The organism is Tepidibacillus fermentans (genome assembly GCF_004342885.1).
GTDB lineage: Bacteria > Bacillota > Bacilli > Tepidibacillales > Tepidibacillaceae > Tepidibacillus > Tepidibacillus fermentans.
This window is the reverse complement of sequence record NZ_SMAB01000007.1, coordinates 71,380-88,518: the sequence shown is the minus strand read 5'-3', so window position 1 is coordinate 88,518 and position 17,139 is coordinate 71,380. Positions and strand designations below refer to the sequence as shown.

Genomic DNA, 17,139 nt, shown 5'->3' with positions numbered 1-17,139 from the left:
TTATTTGTTAGTAAGATTATCTCTTACGTAAAACCTGAAAACGAAACTTATCAGATCGAAAATAATTCACTGAAATTAATACTGGACGATCCGCTGTATCAAAGTGAATCTGTCTCAAGATAATAAGAGATGTTTCCTTTGGTGAATGTAACAACGGTGATATTTTTTCATGGTATCCTAGTGGTTCAATTTCTGCAACTGCATAAGCGATTTCAATCTCAGCCTGTTCTTGTAATGCTTGAAAAATTGAATCATATTTTCGAAAGTCAATATTTTTCTTTAAAAGACTTTCAGGTATTTTATCAATACAATAGACAACAGGTTCACTGTCCGCAGTACGAATTCTTTCTACACGAATGATATTTCCATTTTTTTCGCTTAATTGAAAGCCTTTCTGATCCTCTTTTGTTGCTTGATTCGAAGTAATATCTACAAAAATAGTACCTGCATGATAACCGTGTTTTTCAATCATCTGAGTGATGCTGTATAGTTCTTCAATTCCACTTATAAACAATGGTTTTGCTTTAATAAAGGTGCCAATTCCTTGTTTCCGGATGATTACGTTCTCATCTTCTAATATTCGTAATGCTTCGCGTAATGTTGCTCGACTTATCCCTAACTCTTTTGACAATTCAAATTCTGAAGGAAGTCTTTGACCAGTCTTCAATTTTCCACTTTCAATATCTTGTTTGATCTTATCAATAACTAACAGATAAAGCGGTCTGGGATCAGGTCGTAGTGTCATCAGGTTTCCCTTCCTTATGAAAGAGTTAGATGTCAGACAATATCCTATGTCCAACATCTATTCTCTTCGTTTTTGCTAAAAAAATCAACAAAAATTTTTATGAATTTTCCTAGAAAACACTTAACTTGGTATTTTTATATTATCTAGATCATCTGGTGTTACTAATACTTTTCTCGGTTTACTTCCCTCGTAGGGGCCAACAATCCCTTTTGCTTCCATGGTATCAATTAAACGAGCAGCCCGAGTATAACCAATTCGAAATCGACGTTGCAATAAAGAAACGGAAGCTTGTTTATTTTCCACCACAAGTTTAACGGCTTCATAATATAGGTCATCTTCCACTTCCTCGAATTCATTATGCTGATTTAAGTCAGGAATGATTTCTTCTTCGTACGTTACTTTTTGTTGTTCTTTCACAAATTGGACAACCGCCTCAACTTCCTGTTCCGAAATAAAGGCCCCTTGAACGCGAATCGGTTTAGAAAAACCAACAGGAAAATATAACATATCACCACGGCCTAATAACTTTTCTGCTCCCCCCATATCGATAATCGTTCGAGAATCCGTTTGTGAAGAAACACCAAATGCGATTCTAGATGGTATATTCGCTTTTATCAAACCAGTAATCACATCTACAGAAGGACGTTGTGTTGCTACAATCAAATGAATGCCAGCAGCTCGAGCCTTTTGTGCAAGTCGAATAATTGCGTCTTCCACATCATTAGGAGCTACCATCATTAAATCTGCTAGCTCATCAATAATCACGACGATATAAGGTAAGGTTTGGGCTTGTCCTAAAGATTCTTCCTGTAATAAAGCATTATATCGTTCAATGTCTCTAGCCCCTTTTTGTGCAAAACTTTCATATCGTTTTTCCATTTCATTCACAATCATCTTTAACGCTTTTGCTGCTTTCTTAGGATCTGTTACAACAGGAGTGATCAAGTGTGGAATCCCATTATAAACATTTAATTCGACCATTTTCGGATCGACCATTAAAAATTTAACTTCACTAGGTTTTGATTTGTACAATATGCTTGTTATCATCCCATTGATACATACACTTTTTCCAGATCCAGTCGCTCCTGCAACAAGTATGTGCGGCATTTTCGCAAGATTGCCTATAATTGCTTTACCTGTAATATCTCTGCCCAAGGCCATACTTAATTTTGATGGTGACTCATTAAATGCTTGGCTTTCAATGACTTCACGCAACGTAACGATTGCGATCTCTGAATTTGGAACCTCAATTCCAATTGCGGCCTTACCCGGAATGGGAGCTTCTATACGGATATCCTTAGCAGCTAAAGATAATGCAATATCATCTGCAAGACTAACAATCCGACTTACCTTCACCCCAACATCGGGTTGAATTTCATATCGTGTTACTGCTGGACCTCGATTAATTTGGATGACTCGTGCTTTCACTCCAAAACTTTCTAATGTTTTTTCTAATTTTTTGGCATTATTACTAATGTCTCGATGTTCTTCGAATTGATCAGAAAAAAATGGTGGTTTAAGTAGTGATGTTGTAGGTAATTGATAATTTTCATCTTCTTGTTTCATGATCTGAAGTTCAACCTCGTTGATTTGCGATTCATCGTCATTTTCCATTGAGTTCAAAGCAGTTGAATGTCCATTCTCTAATGATTCTGTTTGGGTATGTATATAGGTTTGTTCAAGATTAGTTTCATCCATAAAATCATGAATGATCGGTTGATTCGCTTCATTCGCTCCATAAAGGCAAATCAGTGAACCTTTATTCCTTTTTTCTTCTTCATCTTCTTTTAAAGTATTTTTTCTTCTTTCATGCTTTGTTTTTAAGTTTAATAACTGGTCTTTGATGAAGACCTCAAAACGTTCATAATAAGTCATGATTCTTTTTCTAGCTTTCTCGATGAATTGAATATACGAGAAATTAAATAATAATAATAATCCTACTAAAATGAAGGTTAGGATTAAAACGTTTGTACCCGTTCGATCGAAAAGATAATCAAAAATAAGATAAAAAAATGAACCAATCATACCAGAACCAACGATTTGATTAAATTGTCCACTCGCTCTTTCCTTTGCTAGTTCTTTCCAAGTAACGGTAAATATATTTGCATCGGTATACTTACCATGCAGCTGAATTTGATCAACGAATTGTACGTGTGCTAATGTGATGATTGCGATATAAAGAAAAAGCAACCCTGTTTTCCGCATAGACCAAGGAATCGAGATTTTTCTTTTAATCATCATAGATAATGCAAGTGCAATCCCAAGCAAACTTAACGTAAAATCTAAATTACCCAACAATAAACGAAATAAAACCTTTAAAAAATAACCTACTGCACCTTTCCCTACTAATTCATAACCAAAGAATGCAAATAAGAGGAGTCCATAGGCTTCAAATTTGATATGTTGCTTCATTCTCTGTGTTCTTTTTTTTCTTTTTTTTTCCGCCATTTGAATCACCCATTTTTTCCCTTAGTAAAAAGCAGCCAATAAAAGGCTGCTTGTGATGTCATTATAACATGGAAAAGGTAGAATTAACAGGTATTTCCTTATAGCAAATATGGCTTAAATGTTAACATTGTCCCCGGTTGATAGTTTGGATTTAAGTAATCTAATGCATTTGGACTGATTAAACGAACTAATTTTCCTTCAAATTCTGAAGTTGGCTCAATTATCATTGTCATATGTCCGTATTGAATTTCTTTATAATTAAACTTCATTTGATCATATCCTTCAAAAACAAATTCTAAGGGAACGGGTGTATAATGAATCATTGGACAACACCTTTTTTATAGTTATTATTTTTCCATAATTCAATTCTACGATTTAGTTCTTTTAGGGCATCACCAAGGCCGCCAACTTGATCAATTAGACCATACTTCACTGCATCTTTTCCTACAACATTGGTTCCAATATCTCTTGTTAATTCACCCGTTTTGAACATTAATTCCTTAAACTTATCTTCTGTAATTTTTGAATGTTGGGTGATAAATTTAACAACTCGATCTTGCATTTTATCTAAGTATTCAAAGGTTTGAGGTACTCCAATAACTAAACCTGTTAAACGAACCGGATGAATCGTCATGGTTGCTGTCTCGGCAATAAACGAATAATCGGACGATACAGCTATCGGAACACCAATTGAGTGACCGCCGCCTAACACCAATGTAACAGTCGGTTTTGATACTGATGCAATCATTTCAGCAATCGCAAGACCTGCTTCAACGTCCCCTCCAACAGTATTAAGTGTAATTAAGATCCCTTCAATTTTTGGATTTTGTTCTGCAGCAATTAGCTGTGGAATAATATGTTCATATTTGGTTGTTTTGTTTTGTGGGGGTAGAACAACATGTCCTTCAATTTGACCAATGATATTTAATGAATAAATGTTTGTTTCAGTTGCTGGTAAATTTGTTTGACCTAATGCTTGAATCGTATCCATTAATGTTGGTTTTTTTTGTTCTTCTCTTGGATTTGTATCTTCAGTATTTTCTTCAGATTTTAATTGCTCGTCTTCTCTCATTGTCATTTACTTTCCTCCTTGTTTTTATAGTATGACTTAGTAATAAAAAAATCATTCAGTAAAGTACGCAAAATAGAAAAAGCAACCAATTTAATTGGCTGCTTTCGTAGTCTTATACTTCCATTATAATGGGAAGTATCATCGGTCTTCTTCTTGTTTGTTCATATAAGAATCTTCCTAAGACATCCCGTACGCTTGTTTTTAATGAAGACCAATCGTTTACATTTTCGATCATTAACTTTTGTAATGTAGCAGTGACAAGGCGATTGGCTTCTTCTAATAATTCCTCTGATTCTCGGACATAAACAAATCCGCGAGAAATAATATCAGGGCCTGATAAAATAGTTGCATTTTGTTTACTTAGTGTAACTACAACGACTAGAATTCCATCTTGGGATAGGAGTTTGCGATCTCTTAAAACAATATTTCCAACATCACCTACTCCAAGCCCATCAATCAAAACATTACCTACTGGGATTTTTGGACCATACCGTGCTTTTCCATTTGAAATTTCAACAGTATCTCCGTTATCGAGTATAAAAATATTTTCATGAGGTACACCAATGGATTCAGCTAGGTCCGAATGCAAACGAAGCATACGGTATTCTCCGTGAATTGGAATAAAATACTTTGGACGAATTAAGGTGAGCATTAATTTTAATTCTTCTTGACTTCCATGTCCTGAAACATGAACACCAGATATAGAACCGGGTCCATAAATTACGTTTGCACCAACTCGAAATAGCTGATCTACTGTTCTCGCTACATATTTCTCATTTCCAGGAATCGGTGTAGCTGCAATGATTACCGTATCGCCAGGAATAATATCCAATTTACGGTGAGTAGATCTTGCCATTCTTGTAAGTGCAGACATTGGCTCTCCTTGACTTCCTGTAGAAAGAATAACAACTTGATCTGCTGGTAGTTTAGTAATTTCATCAATATCAACGATAATTCCCTCTGGAACATGAAGATAACCTAATTCGATTCCTATGTTTACAACATTAACCATACTTCTGCCTACAATCGCGATCTTTCGACCATAGGTTTGCGCAGCATCAACAACTTGTTGTATTCGATGAATATTTGAAGCAAATGTAGCCACAATGATTCTTTGTTTTGCTTTTCGAAAAGCTTCACTAAGCGCTTCACCAACAGAGCGTTCTGAACCAGTATGTCCCTCTCTTTCCGCATTTGTACTATCTGATAATAATGCGAGTACACCTTTTTTGCCTATTTCTGCCATTTTATGCATGTCTGCCATTTGATTATTTACTGGTGTTAAGTCGAACTTAAAATCACCTGTATGAACAACGATGCCCTCTGGAGTTTCCAAAACAACACCAACAGAATCAGGTATACTATGGTTTGTACGGAAAAAAGAAATTTTAAAGGATCCAAGTTCAATTTCAGAATCGCCGTTTACAAGATTTAATTTCGTTTCAGCTAAAATATTTGCTTCTTTCAGTTTGCTTTCTACAAGACCGAGCGTTAACTTCGTACCATATACAGGTACATTCAATTGTTTTAATACATAGGATAATCCGCCAATATGATCTTCATGACCATGTGTTAATACAATTCCTCTAACTTTACTCTTGTTCTCAACAAGATAAGTAATGTCAGGAATAACTAAATCAATACCGAGCATCTCTTCTTCAGGAAATTTTAAACCTGCGTCGATGACAACAATATCATCTCCGTACTGTACAACGTACATATTCTTTCCAATTTCGCCTAATCCACCTAGTGCGAAAATTAATAACTTCTCTTTGTTGTTCTTTGGCAACTTCATACCTCCTGTATTCAGTTGTAGTTACACAAAAAACCGCACAAGTCACTTGGAATTATTATACATGAACGGAAACATAAAACACAAGTAATCTTTTTTAACGATTTCAACAATTTTCTTCAATCTGATTTCTTCATTTCCCTATCAGACAATTTCAGGAAGAAAATGAAGTATCTAATGATAAGTATAGTATGACCATGTTTAGACAAAAAAAAGCTTTAAAGGAGACGATTCCTTTAAAGCTTTTTACAAAGTCTACATAATAATATTATGGTAAATACTTCTTACGATCTCGCTCTGTTCTTTTTTAGCCGGAACTAATGGTAAACGCACAGATCCAACCTGTATACCAATCTCATTTAACAATTCTTTTATCGGAACAGGATTTGATGTGATAAAGATTCCTTCAAATAACGGGAGAAGTTTTTGATGATAAGAGGCTGCTTTTTTAACATCTCCAGTAAAATAAGCGTCTATCATTTCTTTCATTTGATTTCCAACCACATGACTAGCGACACTAACCACACCATGTCCACCAATAGATAACACTGGTAATGTTAATTTATCATCGCCACTATATAGGTAAAAATTTTCTGACGTTTTGGCGAGGATTTCACTCATTTGAGAAAGATCTCCGCTTGCTTCTTTTACCGCTACGATATTTTCAATTTGACTTAATTTAACAATTGTATCTGTTTGAATATTAATACCTGTTCTACCTGGAATATTATAAATCATAATAGGAAGTTGTGTTTCTGCTGCAATTGCCTTGAAATGTTGATAGATCCCATCTTGAGAAGGTTTGTTATAATAAGGAGCAACGATCATAACCCCATCAACACCAATAGCTTCTGCTTTTTTCGTTAATGTAATTGAAGATCTAGTATCATTACTTCCTGTTCCAGCGATTACTTTCGCACGTCCTTGTGTAAAATCCAATACTTTTTCAAATAATTGTAATTTTTCTTCTGTAGATAAAGTGGGAGATTCACCTGTAGTTCCTGCAACTACAATCGTTTCAGTACCCGTTTGAATTAAATGTTCAACAAGTTGTTTTGTTCTCACAAAGTCTACTTCCATTTTTTTATTAAAAGGCGTAACCATTGCAGTAATTAACCTACCAAAATCCAAAGTAAGTCCTCCTCCCTTTTCTGCAACTAATTGATCACTGTACAAAGCTTATTTATCAAAAAATGTCTGATGGAGTGCAGAAACGGCTTTTTTCATATTTTCACCATGAACAAGTACCCAAATTGTAGTATGGGAATCAGCAGACTGCAAGATTTGAATATCATTTTCTGTCAAAGCCTTTACGATTTTTGCCATTACCCCTGGAACTCCTGCCATCCCAGCCCCAATAATGGAGATTTTCGCACAATTACGAATGACCTGAGGTTCATAATTCATATTAGAAAGAATTTTTAGTGCCTGATCCAAATCTTCTTCATGGACAGTAAATACGACTCCAATTGGATTCACGTTGATAAAATCAACACTGATCTTGTGTTCTGCCATAGCATTAAAAACTTTTAGTTGTAAATCATATTGACCCTCTTTTGCAAAAACTTTAATTTGAGCAATATTGGGAACATGAGCAATACCAGTAATAATTCTTTCATTTATTTCAGATTTTTGGGTACGCTTTTTTACTTCCGTTAAAGAAGTAACTAGGGTTCCTTCATCATTAGAAAAGGTCGATCTAACTCGTATAGGGATTTGTTCTTCCATCGCAATCTCTACTGCTCTAGGATGAATCACTTTTGCTCCTTGATATGCTAAATGACATATCTCATCATAGGTTACTACTTTTAAATGTTCAGGATTTTGAACGATTCTAGGATCTGCGGACATGATTCCATTCACATCTGTGAAAATATCAACCATATCTGCATGTAGTGCAACACCTAAAGCAGTTGCTGTGGTATCAGAACCACCTCGACCTAATGTGGTAATATCCCCTTGATCTGTCATTCCTTGAAAACCAGTAACAATAACAACTTTATTTTGTTTTAATCCCTCATAAATTCTTTTTGGATGAATCGTTTTAATTTGTGCATTTGAAAAATTATCATTTGTTATTATTCCTGCTTGCCCACCAAGAAGTACAGTGTTATCAATCCCTTGAGCATTTAGCATACTACTAAGTGTTGCTGCAGAGATGATCTCACCACAACTTAATAAGAGATCCATTTCTCGTTTTTGTAATTGATTATCGTTTTGTTTAATATGCTCAATTAAAGTATCGGTTGCATAAGGGTCTCCTTTTCTCCCCATAGCAGAAACTACGACAACCACTTGATTCCCGGAGGTTAATTCTGCCTTAATATGCTTGATAACCCTCTCTCTTGATTCCTTAGTAGCAACAGATGTTCCTCCGAATTTCTGTACAATGATCCCCATTTTAGACATTACCTCTTTACTGTGCGTTTTTAATTAATTCTTCAGCAATTTGAACAGCATTCCAAGCTGCTCCTTTAAGTAAATTATCCGAAACAATCCACATATTTAAAGCCCGTGGATGATTTAAATCCTTTCGAATTCTACCCACATAAACGTCTAATTTTCCAGCTGCATCAATAGCTAAAGGATATTCTTGATTTGCTGGATCATCAACAACAACAATTCCAGGTGCTTCTTTTAATAAATTCAGAACTTCAGCGAGATTGTAATCTTGTTTCAATTCGACATAGACCGATTCAGAATGACCATATACAACTGGAATCCTAACACAAGTAGCCGTCACTTGAATTTGAGGATCATGGAATATTTTTTTCGTTTCTCTTACCATTTTCATCTCTTCTAATGTAAATCCATTTTCTTCAAAGATATCAATTTGAGGAATCGCATTAAATGCAATTTGCTTTTTAATTGGAAGTGAGCTTACAGGTAAGATTTTTTTTGTAACTTCTTCACCTTTTAGAACTTCTTCCGTTTGTTTTTTTAATTCTTGAATCGCTTGGTATCCTGCTCCTGAAACGGCTTGATAAGTGGAAACAATGATACGTTCAATTCCGTAGCGATCATATAATGGCTTTAAAGCAGTTACCATTTGAATGGTTGAACAATTAGGGTTGGCAATAATCCCTTGATGTTGTTGAATATCCTCTATATTCACTTCTGGAACCACTAATGGTACATTCGAATCCATACGAAAACCATTACTATTATCGATGACAACAGCCCCGCTTTTTACGGCATGCGGGGCTAATTGTTTACTTGTTTTTCCTCCCGCACTAAATAAAGCAATATCAATACCTTCAAAACTTTCGGGAGTTGCTTCTTCAACAATGACCTCAGCTCCCTTAAATTGAAGAACAGTTCCTTTAGAACGACTAGATGCAAGTAATTTTAATTGCTGAACTGGAAAATCCCTTTCCTCTAATAATTGGATCATCTTCTGTCCGACAGCCCCAGTTGCACCAACTACTGCGACATTATAACTTGATTTTTTCTTCATCATTTTCTCCTCCCAAAAGTTTATTTTTTTTAAAAAAATTAATATTTAAATTTTTCCACAAGAACAGGATGCAATTGACGGTATTCTAATGCTTCTTCACATGTTTCTTTAATAAGTTCCATTCGGGCAACTAAAGAATTAGGCTTTTTCATTGGTGAGTCTTGACCAAATGGAACAAAAAAGATGTTCTTCGTTGCCAATAACCTACCGATATTTACTCCATTTAAGCCTAAACCATCATTTGTAGAGACAGCAACGACGACTGGTTTTTGGTTTCGAAGTTGACCTTTAGCCGCCATTAATACTGGAGAATCTGTGATGGCATTCGCCAACTTACTAATGGTATTTCCCGTTGCTGGCGCTATGACCATGATGTCTAATAATCCCTTAGGACCAATGGGTTCTGCCTCAACGATTGTAGCAATAATTTCATTCCCTGTTATATCCTTTAGTTGTTTTTGCCAATCTAATGTTCTTCCAAAACGCGTATCTGTGGTTTGTACAGCATAGCTGATAATCGGGATCACATTTGCTCCTGCATTTACTAATTTTTGGACTTCAGGCATCACTTCAGCAAACGTACAATGGGAACCTGTCAAACCAAAGCCAATGGTTTTCCCTTTTAAGTCCATATTATTTACCCCCTTGGTCTCCTGTTTGTTCATCTAACAGTCTGGCTAAAACATTTGCAATGATTTGTCCAGCTGTTTTCGGAGCGACGATTCCAGGTAAACCGGGAGCTAAAAGCGCTTTGATCCCTCTTTTTTCTGCATAGCGAAAATCTGTACCACCAGGTTTTGAAGCTAAATCAATAATTAAGGAATGATATGGCATATTGGCAATTACTTTAGCAGTGACAATTAATTGGGGAATGGTGTTAAACAATAAATCTACATCAGAGACATGTTGCTCTAAATCATTTGTATGAAAAGGAAAAAATCCCATTTCATAGATTCTCGCCATATGATCAGGTCTTCTGGCACCTACTTTAACATTAGCTCCTAACGCTTTAAGCACTCGTGCCAACGTAATACCAGTTCTTCCAAAGCCTAGTACCATTGCGTTGGATCCGTGAATCGTAAAATCTGTATTTTGGATCGCCATCATCAATGTACCTTCAACAGTAGGTATGGAATTATAAATGGCTACATCATCGCGATCGAGCAATTCAACAAGTGTAATCTTTAAGTCATTACAAAGATTTCGTAAGTATGGTTTCGCCATTCCAGTATATATGATACTTTTCTTAGGAAGTTTGACTAAATGATCCTTCGTTAACACCAATCGTTTTTGACTAAAAATATTCTCTACATTACCTTCATCATCTGTACCCACAATCGGAAGAACAATCGCATCGACATCAATAAAAGAATCAGCTTCTAATTCCTTTAGATGCACACCTGGAAATTTACTATCTAAATTGTCAAAACCAATGAGGGTTACATTTGCATCCATTTCGATGCATTTTTTGATCACTTCCAATTGTCTGGCGTCACCACCGATGAAAGCAACATGAATTCCAGTAAGCACTTGGAGTTACCCCTTTCCACACATTTTACTCGAAAAAAGAGAAAATGCAAAGCAGGTCTAAATGATTTCATAACGGTTTACCATTTAAATCTTTGCTTTTTTCTTCAATTATCATATTCGAGAGCCCAGAAAGAGGTGACTACTAAGGAACAAAGTTGCGGAACAAATATACTTTTAAGTTGTTTTTAATGAATTGTGATTTTCTACAATAATAATTGCTGGACCAATTTTTCGAATCGATGTCCACGGAATATAAAATTCTTCTTTTGCTTTACCGAAACGCTTCCCTTTTGGTATAACCAACCCTTCTATCTTTCCTGTATTTGGATCTATTACCATATCGGTTGGACCAATAGTACCAATTCGTTCACCATTGTTTAAATCAACAATCTCTTTTCCACTTAATTCACTAAATCTCACACCGCTCACTCCTTTCTCTTCGTTTTCTTACTATGCTTGGTAAATAAAAAAAAGAACTAAATAGGAGATAGGGATTTTCTAAAAAAAAACTGCCATTTCGGCAGTCAAATGTTTATCATATTACTTCTTTCGATTCATATATTGAATAATCAATTTGTCTAAATCTCTACTTAATTCCAAAAGGTCATCTTTCATCAATACATCATGTGTTTTGATTGGTTCCGTACCCACCTTCTGATGTAATTCTTTTCGAATTCTCTCTATCTCACGAATCAGTATATCTTCTGTTTCGTTATTCATTTTTTCCCCTCTTTTTTATAAAAATTATCTACCTGTATGTCCAAAGCCGCCTGTACCCCTCGTTGAATCACTTAATTCCTCAACTTCTTCCAAAGTGACTTTTGGAACTTCCACAAATACCAGTTGAGCAATACGGTCACCAGGTTTAATCTCAAAGTCTTCTTGTCCTAAATTTATGATAATAACTCCGACTTCTCCACGATAATCCGCATCAATGGTTCCAGGAGTATTTAATATACTGATGCCATGTTTTAAGGCCAATCCACTTCTAGGTCGTATCTGTGCTTCAACCCCAATCGGCATCTCAATCGCAAAACCAGTAGGGATTAATCTTCTTTCACCTGCTCTTAGTCTGATCGGTTCGTTTATTGCTGCAAAAATATCAAAACCACTTGCTCCTTCGGACATTCTTTGAGGGATTTTTGCATGGTCATATCCTGGTAATCTTTTAATTTTAATTGGATACAAGTAAATCCCTCCTATATGTTTGTGGTAATTGATCTAATGGGCTAATCATCGAAAAAGCAAAAGGATGATGAAATACCTTTGAAATAATCCTTTGAATGGAATCATGAGTCACTTGATCAATTTTTTGAATCATTTCATCGAGGGAGAGATGTTTTCCCAATAATAACTCATTTTTCCCTAATCGACTCATACGGCTGTTTGTACTTTCTAAACTGAGCATCAGATTTCCTTTTAATTGCTCTTTGCCCTTGTTGATTTCTTTCTCCGTAATTCCATTTTGTTTAATTTCAACTAATAACAGTTGAATGAGATCGACAACATCGTTTACTTGGTTTGGTGCAGTACCCGCATAAATAGTGAATAAACCCGTATCTTTATATGAAGTATGATAAGAAAAAACAGAATAAGCAAGTCCGCGTTTTTCTCTTATTTCTTGAAAAAACCGTGAACTCATACTACCGCCAATAATGTTATTCAATAAGATCAAAGAATAAATATCTGGATCGGTAACTGGTAGTCCAGGTAAGGCAAAAGTTAAATGAGCTTGTTCGGTTTGTTTTGATTTAATAACTTCAGAAGGTTGAAAACTTGCTTTTCGTTCTGTTTGTTGTTCTCCATGATGATTAAATTGGCCAAAATACTTTTCAACAATTGCTAAAATATCTTTAGGAATATTCCCAGCAATGGTTAATACTGTATTTTCAACAGTATACCTCTTATTTAAATACTCTTCAATTGAATCGAATGTAATGGAATTGAGGATCTCTTCCGTTCCTAAAATCGTATATCCTAATGGGTGTTCACCATGGGAGGCTTTCGCTATTAGATCATGAACTTGATCATCTGGAGTATCTTCGTACATTTTAATTTCTTCGATAATCACTTTTCGTTCCCGATCTAACTCATCCTTATCAAATGTTGAATGAAAAAACATATCAGATAAAACATCTAGCCCAAGCTCAACATGTTCATCTAAAACTTTAGCATAATAGCAGGTATATTCTTTAGATGTAAATGCATTTACATTCCCGCCAATCGAATCAAATACTTCAGCAATTTCCTGAGCAGTTCTGTTTTTTGTTCCCTTAAAAAGCATGTGTTCAATAAAATGAGATATACCGTTATTTTCTAATGTCTCATTGCGAGAACCAGTTCCTATCCATATTCCAAGAGCTACCGAGCGAACAGTCGGTATATCTTCAATAATCACTCGAAGACCGTTTTGTAATGTATATCGTTGTATCACGTATATCCTCCTATAAGGCAATAGTTAACATTGTAATAATCACTATATCAAAATTTGGGTATTGGCTCAACCGGTAGAATTCTCTTAGTTGATAAAGTTTCTTGCACCGTACCGATTTTTAATCCTTTTCTTTTAATTTCTTGTAAAAGTTTTGGTAGTGCTTTTGCCGTTGCTTCAGTCGGGTGCATCAACACCAGGTAACTTTATCAATCTTAGGAATGATTCGTTCGATAATCGCATCAGGTGAAGATTTTTGCCAATCGATCGTATCAATTGTCCATAAGACAGTTCTTAAATGAAGATTTGCAGCAATATCAACGACTCGCTGATCATAATCACCAGAAGGTGGTGCAAAATAAGTTGATTTGTGCTTTGTCGTTTGATAGATGATCTTCTCTGTTTTCTGCAGTTCTTCTTTGATTTTCTCATTGGTTAGTCGACTCATTAGTGGGTGTGAGTAAGCATGATTACCAACCTCATGCCCTTCACTTACAATTCGTCTAGCCATCTCTGGATTTTTTTTCACCCAACTTCCATCAAAGAAAAATGTAGCTCTCACTTTATCTTTTTCTAATGTCTTTAAAATCGAATCTAAATGTTCTGTGCCCCAGGCCACGTTAATCATCAAAGAGACCATCGATTTTTGCGGATTACCTCGATAAATAGGATAAGGTTTTAGTTCATTAATTTTGGTTTTTGGTTCAATTTCTTTCCAGATAAAATGTAAATCATTCAGCGATTTTACATTTCCCTCTATTGCAGATTTGATCGTGGTTTCTTCATCGACAATTAAACCATTATAACCAGGGATTAACTTCCATACTGGATCAATTTTAGGTTCAATCGGTAATTGATTGTTTTTTTGTGCATAAGTATGAACGAAATTGACCAAATCTGTCTTGCTATTCCATACGACTTGGTTTTTTACTTGATCAAGATATTCAGCAACAAAATAAGAGTTCGCAATACCACTAACGATAAAGACCATTATTTATTGAAAACGGAGATTGTATAGAACAATAAAAAAGAGACAGATGAAATCTGACCCTTTTACTCATTATTCTTAATTACTATTTTCTTGATCTTTCAAAACGGCTTTTCTCGATAGGTTGATCCGTCCTTGGTTGTCAATCTCTGTTACTTTTACAAGAATTTGATCTCCAACTTTAACAGCATCTTCTACTTTTTCAATCCGTTTTACATCTAATTGAGAAATATGTACGAGTCCTTCTTTTCCTTGGAAGATCTCAACAAAGGCTCCAAATTTCTCAATTCGTTTAACTGTACCTAAATAGGTTTGCCCGACTTCGACTTCCCGTACAATATCTTCAATCATTTTCTTAGCACGGTCATTTTGAACAGGATCAATAGAAGCAATATAGATACGACCATCTTGTTCAATATCAATTTTTACCCCTGTTTCTTCAATAATTTTATTAATAACCCGCCCACTTGGGCCAATCACATCACGAATTTTGTCTGGGTTAATCTTGAGAATTGTAATCTTAGGAGCATATTCCGAAAGTTGTTCATTAGGTTCTGATATGGTTGCTAGCATTTTTTCTAAAATAAAAAGTCGACCAGTTCTTGCTTGTTCTAATGCTTTTTGTAAAATGTTGCGATCAATACCACTGATTTTGATATCCATCTGTAATGCTGTTACACCTTGGCTCGTTCCAGCAACCTTGAAATCCATATCACCTAGATGGTCTTCCATCCCTTGAATATCAGTTAAAACTGCAACGCGATCTCCTTCTTTGACTAATCCCATGGCTATACCAGCTACAGGGGCCTTAATCGGTACACCAGCATGCATTAAAGCGAGTGTACTCGCACAAATGCTTGCCTGAGAAGTTGATCCATTGGATTCGAGCACTTCAGAGACTAAGCGAATCGTATAAGGAAATACATCTTCAGGTGGAATAATTGGCTCCAAAGCTCTCTCACCTAATGCACCGTGACCAATTTCACGCCTTCCAGGACCTCTCATTGGTCTAGCTTCACCAACGCTATAGGGTGGAAAATTATAATGATGCATGAATCGTTTTGATTCTTCCAGATCAAGCCCATCAAGAATTTGAACGTCGCCTAATGCTCCAAGTGTACAAACGCTCAATGCTTGTGTTTGTCCGCGAGTAAACAAACCTGAACCATGAGTTCGCGGTAATAAGCCTACTTCACAACTAATAGGACGAATCTCATCAAGTTTTCTTCCATCGGGTCTTTTTCCCTCGAAAAGAATCAAACGCCTTACTTCTTCTTTCACAATATGATGTACAACTTCAGCTACCATCGCTAGTTGATCTGGATAAGTCTCAGTAAAATGTTCAAGTGTTTCATTTGTTATCTGATCAATCGCATCCTGTCTTGCTTGTTTTTCTTCAATTTGAATCGCTTCAAGGAGTCGATCTTTTGCATAAGCTCTTACTGCTTCATCAATATCGGGATCGATTTGATGAAGAACAATTTCCATCTTCTCTTTACCAACTTCAGCAATCATTTTTTCTTGGAATGCAATCAACTCTTTTATTTTCTCATGACCAAACATAATCGCTTCCAACATGGTTTCCTCGGGGACTTCTTTTGCTCCTGCCTCTACCATATTAATTGCATCTTTTGTACCTGCTACAACGAGATGAATATCACTTTTTGCCATTTCATCAACGGTTGGATTAATCACAAATTGACCATCTACTCTTCCGACAATAACCCCTGCAATTGGTCCCATAAATGGGATATCGGAAATAGAAAGTGCCGCAGATGTTCCAATAAGCGCTACAATCTCCGATGGACAGTTCGGATCAGCTGACATCACAGTGGCATAAATCTGAACCTCATTGCGAAATCCATCTGGAAATAAGGGACGAATGGGGCGATCAATAAGTCTTGAAGCTAAAATGGCCTTTTCACTTGGCCTTCCTTCTCGTTTAATAAATCCCCCAGGTATTTTCCCAACTGCATAAAGTCGTTCTTCATAATTCACTGTAAGCGGGAAGAAGTCGAGATCTTTCGCGTCTTTTGATGCGGTAACCGCTACTAAAACGGCTGTATCTCCGTAACGAACCAATACAGAAGCATTGGCCTGTTTTGCTAATTGACCTGTTTCAAGTATAAGAGGTCTTCCAGCTAGATCTAGTTCGTATACTTTTTTGTCCATGAAATTATTATTGCCTCCTCTCAATCGTTCAATGAGAAATTCTACATAATATTTATTATTTCCTGCTTTTTTTCTTTATAAAATGGTAAAATAGATTTTTTATGTTCGGTTTGTATTGAATAAAGATATGTACCTTTGGTAAAGCAAAAAGCGGGTTTCCCCCCGCTTTTTCAGATGAATAACAAATTAGGTATAAACTCTCATTATCTACGTAATCCTAATTTGTCGATCAATTCGCGATAACGTTGAATGTCTTTATCTTTTAAGTAATTTAAAAGATTACGACGCTGACCTACCATTTTTAAGAGCCCACGACGTGAATGATGATCTTTTTTGTGAACACGTAAATGTTCATTTAAATAATTGATCTTCTCAGTTAGGATAGCAATTTGAACCTCTGGAGATCCTGTATCCGTTTCATGAACTTTAAACTCATTAATTAGTTGTTGTTTACGCTCTTGACTTAATGCCATCCTTTTCACCTCCCTTAAAGTTTACTCCTAT

Annotated in this window: 18 protein-coding genes; all 18 read right to left on the bottom strand. The window is 35.7% G+C overall.

What is annotated here, in order from left to right; all coding sequences use genetic code 11:
• Positions 1 to 16 precede the first annotated feature (16 nt).
• Complete coding sequence (locus tag EDD72_RS06325; protein WP_132768421.1) at positions 17 to 745, bottom strand: GntR family transcriptional regulator; 729 nt, start codon at positions 743 to 745, stop codon at positions 17 to 19.
• A gap of 120 nt (positions 746 to 865) precedes the next feature.
• Positions 866 to 3,157, bottom strand: coding sequence for a DNA translocase FtsK (locus EDD72_RS06320; RefSeq protein ID WP_279388092.1), 2,292 nt, complete (start codon positions 3,155 to 3,157; stop codon positions 866 to 868).
• A 134-nt stretch (positions 3,158 to 3,291) separates the two neighbouring features.
• Positions 3,292 to 3,516, bottom strand: coding sequence for a YlzJ-like family protein (locus tag EDD72_RS06315; RefSeq protein ID WP_132768417.1), 225 nt, complete (start codon positions 3,514 to 3,516; stop codon positions 3,292 to 3,294).
• Positions 3,513 to 4,265 (bottom strand): ClpP family protease, encoded by a 753-nt coding sequence (locus EDD72_RS06310; protein ID WP_132768522.1) that lies wholly within the window; start codon positions 4,263 to 4,265, stop codon positions 3,513 to 3,515. The genes EDD72_RS06315 and EDD72_RS06310 overlap by 4 nt, the downstream gene beginning before the upstream one ends.
• A gap of 112 nt (positions 4,266 to 4,377) precedes the next feature.
• Positions 4,378 to 6,060, bottom strand: coding sequence for a ribonuclease J (locus EDD72_RS06305; RefSeq protein ID WP_207893656.1), 1,683 nt, complete (start codon positions 6,058 to 6,060; stop codon positions 4,378 to 4,380).
• Between the two features lie 252 nt (positions 6,061 to 6,312).
• Positions 6,313 to 7,233, bottom strand: a complete 921-nt coding sequence (dapA, locus tag EDD72_RS06300) for a 4-hydroxy-tetrahydrodipicolinate synthase (protein ID WP_279388091.1) — start codon at positions 7,231 to 7,233, stop codon at positions 6,313 to 6,315.
• A 3-nt stretch (positions 7,234 to 7,236) separates the two neighbouring features.
• Positions 7,237 to 8,457, bottom strand: a complete 1,221-nt coding sequence (gene dapG / locus EDD72_RS06295) for an aspartate kinase (RefSeq protein WP_132768411.1) — start codon at positions 8,455 to 8,457, stop codon at positions 7,237 to 7,239.
• 16 nt (positions 8,458 to 8,473) lie between these two features.
• Complete coding sequence (locus tag EDD72_RS06290; RefSeq protein WP_132768409.1) at positions 8,474 to 9,514, bottom strand: aspartate-semialdehyde dehydrogenase; 1,041 nt, start codon at positions 9,512 to 9,514, stop codon at positions 8,474 to 8,476.
• A 38-nt stretch (positions 9,515 to 9,552) separates the two neighbouring features.
• A complete protein-coding gene (locus tag EDD72_RS06285; RefSeq protein ID WP_132768407.1) occupies positions 9,553 to 10,146 on the bottom strand; it encodes a dipicolinate synthase subunit B in 594 nt (197 codons plus the stop codon).
• Position 10,147: 1 nt separating this feature from the next.
• Entirely contained in the window at positions 10,148 to 11,044 is an 897-nt protein-coding gene (gene dpsA / locus EDD72_RS06280) for a dipicolinate synthase subunit DpsA (RefSeq protein ID WP_132768405.1), read from the bottom strand.
• 174 nt (positions 11,045 to 11,218) lie between these two features.
• Positions 11,219 to 11,464, bottom strand: a complete 246-nt coding sequence (locus EDD72_RS06275) for a YlmC/YmxH family sporulation protein (protein WP_132768403.1) — start codon at positions 11,462 to 11,464, stop codon at positions 11,219 to 11,221.
• Between the two features lie 120 nt (positions 11,465 to 11,584).
• Positions 11,585 to 11,764 carry an aspartyl-phosphate phosphatase Spo0E family protein gene (locus tag EDD72_RS06270; RefSeq protein WP_132768401.1) on the bottom strand — a complete coding sequence of 60 codons (180 nt, stop codon included), beginning with the start codon at positions 11,762 to 11,764 and terminating at the stop codon, positions 11,585 to 11,587.
• A 24-nt stretch (positions 11,765 to 11,788) separates the two neighbouring features.
• Positions 11,789 to 12,232, bottom strand: coding sequence for a dUTP diphosphatase (gene dut, locus EDD72_RS06265; protein ID WP_132768399.1), 444 nt, complete (start codon positions 12,230 to 12,232; stop codon positions 11,789 to 11,791).
• Entirely contained in the window at positions 12,219 to 13,478 is a 1,260-nt protein-coding gene (locus tag EDD72_RS06260; protein ID WP_132768397.1) for a M16 family metallopeptidase, read from the bottom strand. Before EDD72_RS06260 ends, dut begins: the two co-directional genes overlap by 14 nt.
• A 47-nt stretch (positions 13,479 to 13,525) precedes the next feature.
• Positions 13,526 to 13,666, bottom strand: a complete 141-nt coding sequence (locus EDD72_RS12500) for a hypothetical protein (protein ID WP_165894984.1) — start codon at positions 13,664 to 13,666, stop codon at positions 13,526 to 13,528.
• On the bottom strand, positions 13,666 to 14,466 hold the full coding sequence (locus EDD72_RS06255; RefSeq protein ID WP_132768395.1) for a polysaccharide deacetylase family protein: 801 nt from the start codon (positions 14,464 to 14,466) through the stop codon (positions 13,666 to 13,668). The genes EDD72_RS12500 and EDD72_RS06255 overlap by 1 nt, the downstream gene beginning before the upstream one ends.
• Before the next feature lie 75 nt (positions 14,467 to 14,541).
• Entirely contained in the window at positions 14,542 to 16,635 is a 2,094-nt protein-coding gene (gene pnp / locus EDD72_RS06250; protein ID WP_132768393.1) for a polyribonucleotide nucleotidyltransferase, read from the bottom strand.
• Positions 16,636 to 16,838: 203 nt separating this feature from the next.
• Positions 16,839 to 17,108, bottom strand: a complete 270-nt coding sequence (rpsO, locus tag EDD72_RS06245) for a 30S ribosomal protein S15 (protein WP_132768391.1) — start codon at positions 17,106 to 17,108, stop codon at positions 16,839 to 16,841.
• Positions 17,109 to 17,139 lie beyond the last annotated feature (31 nt).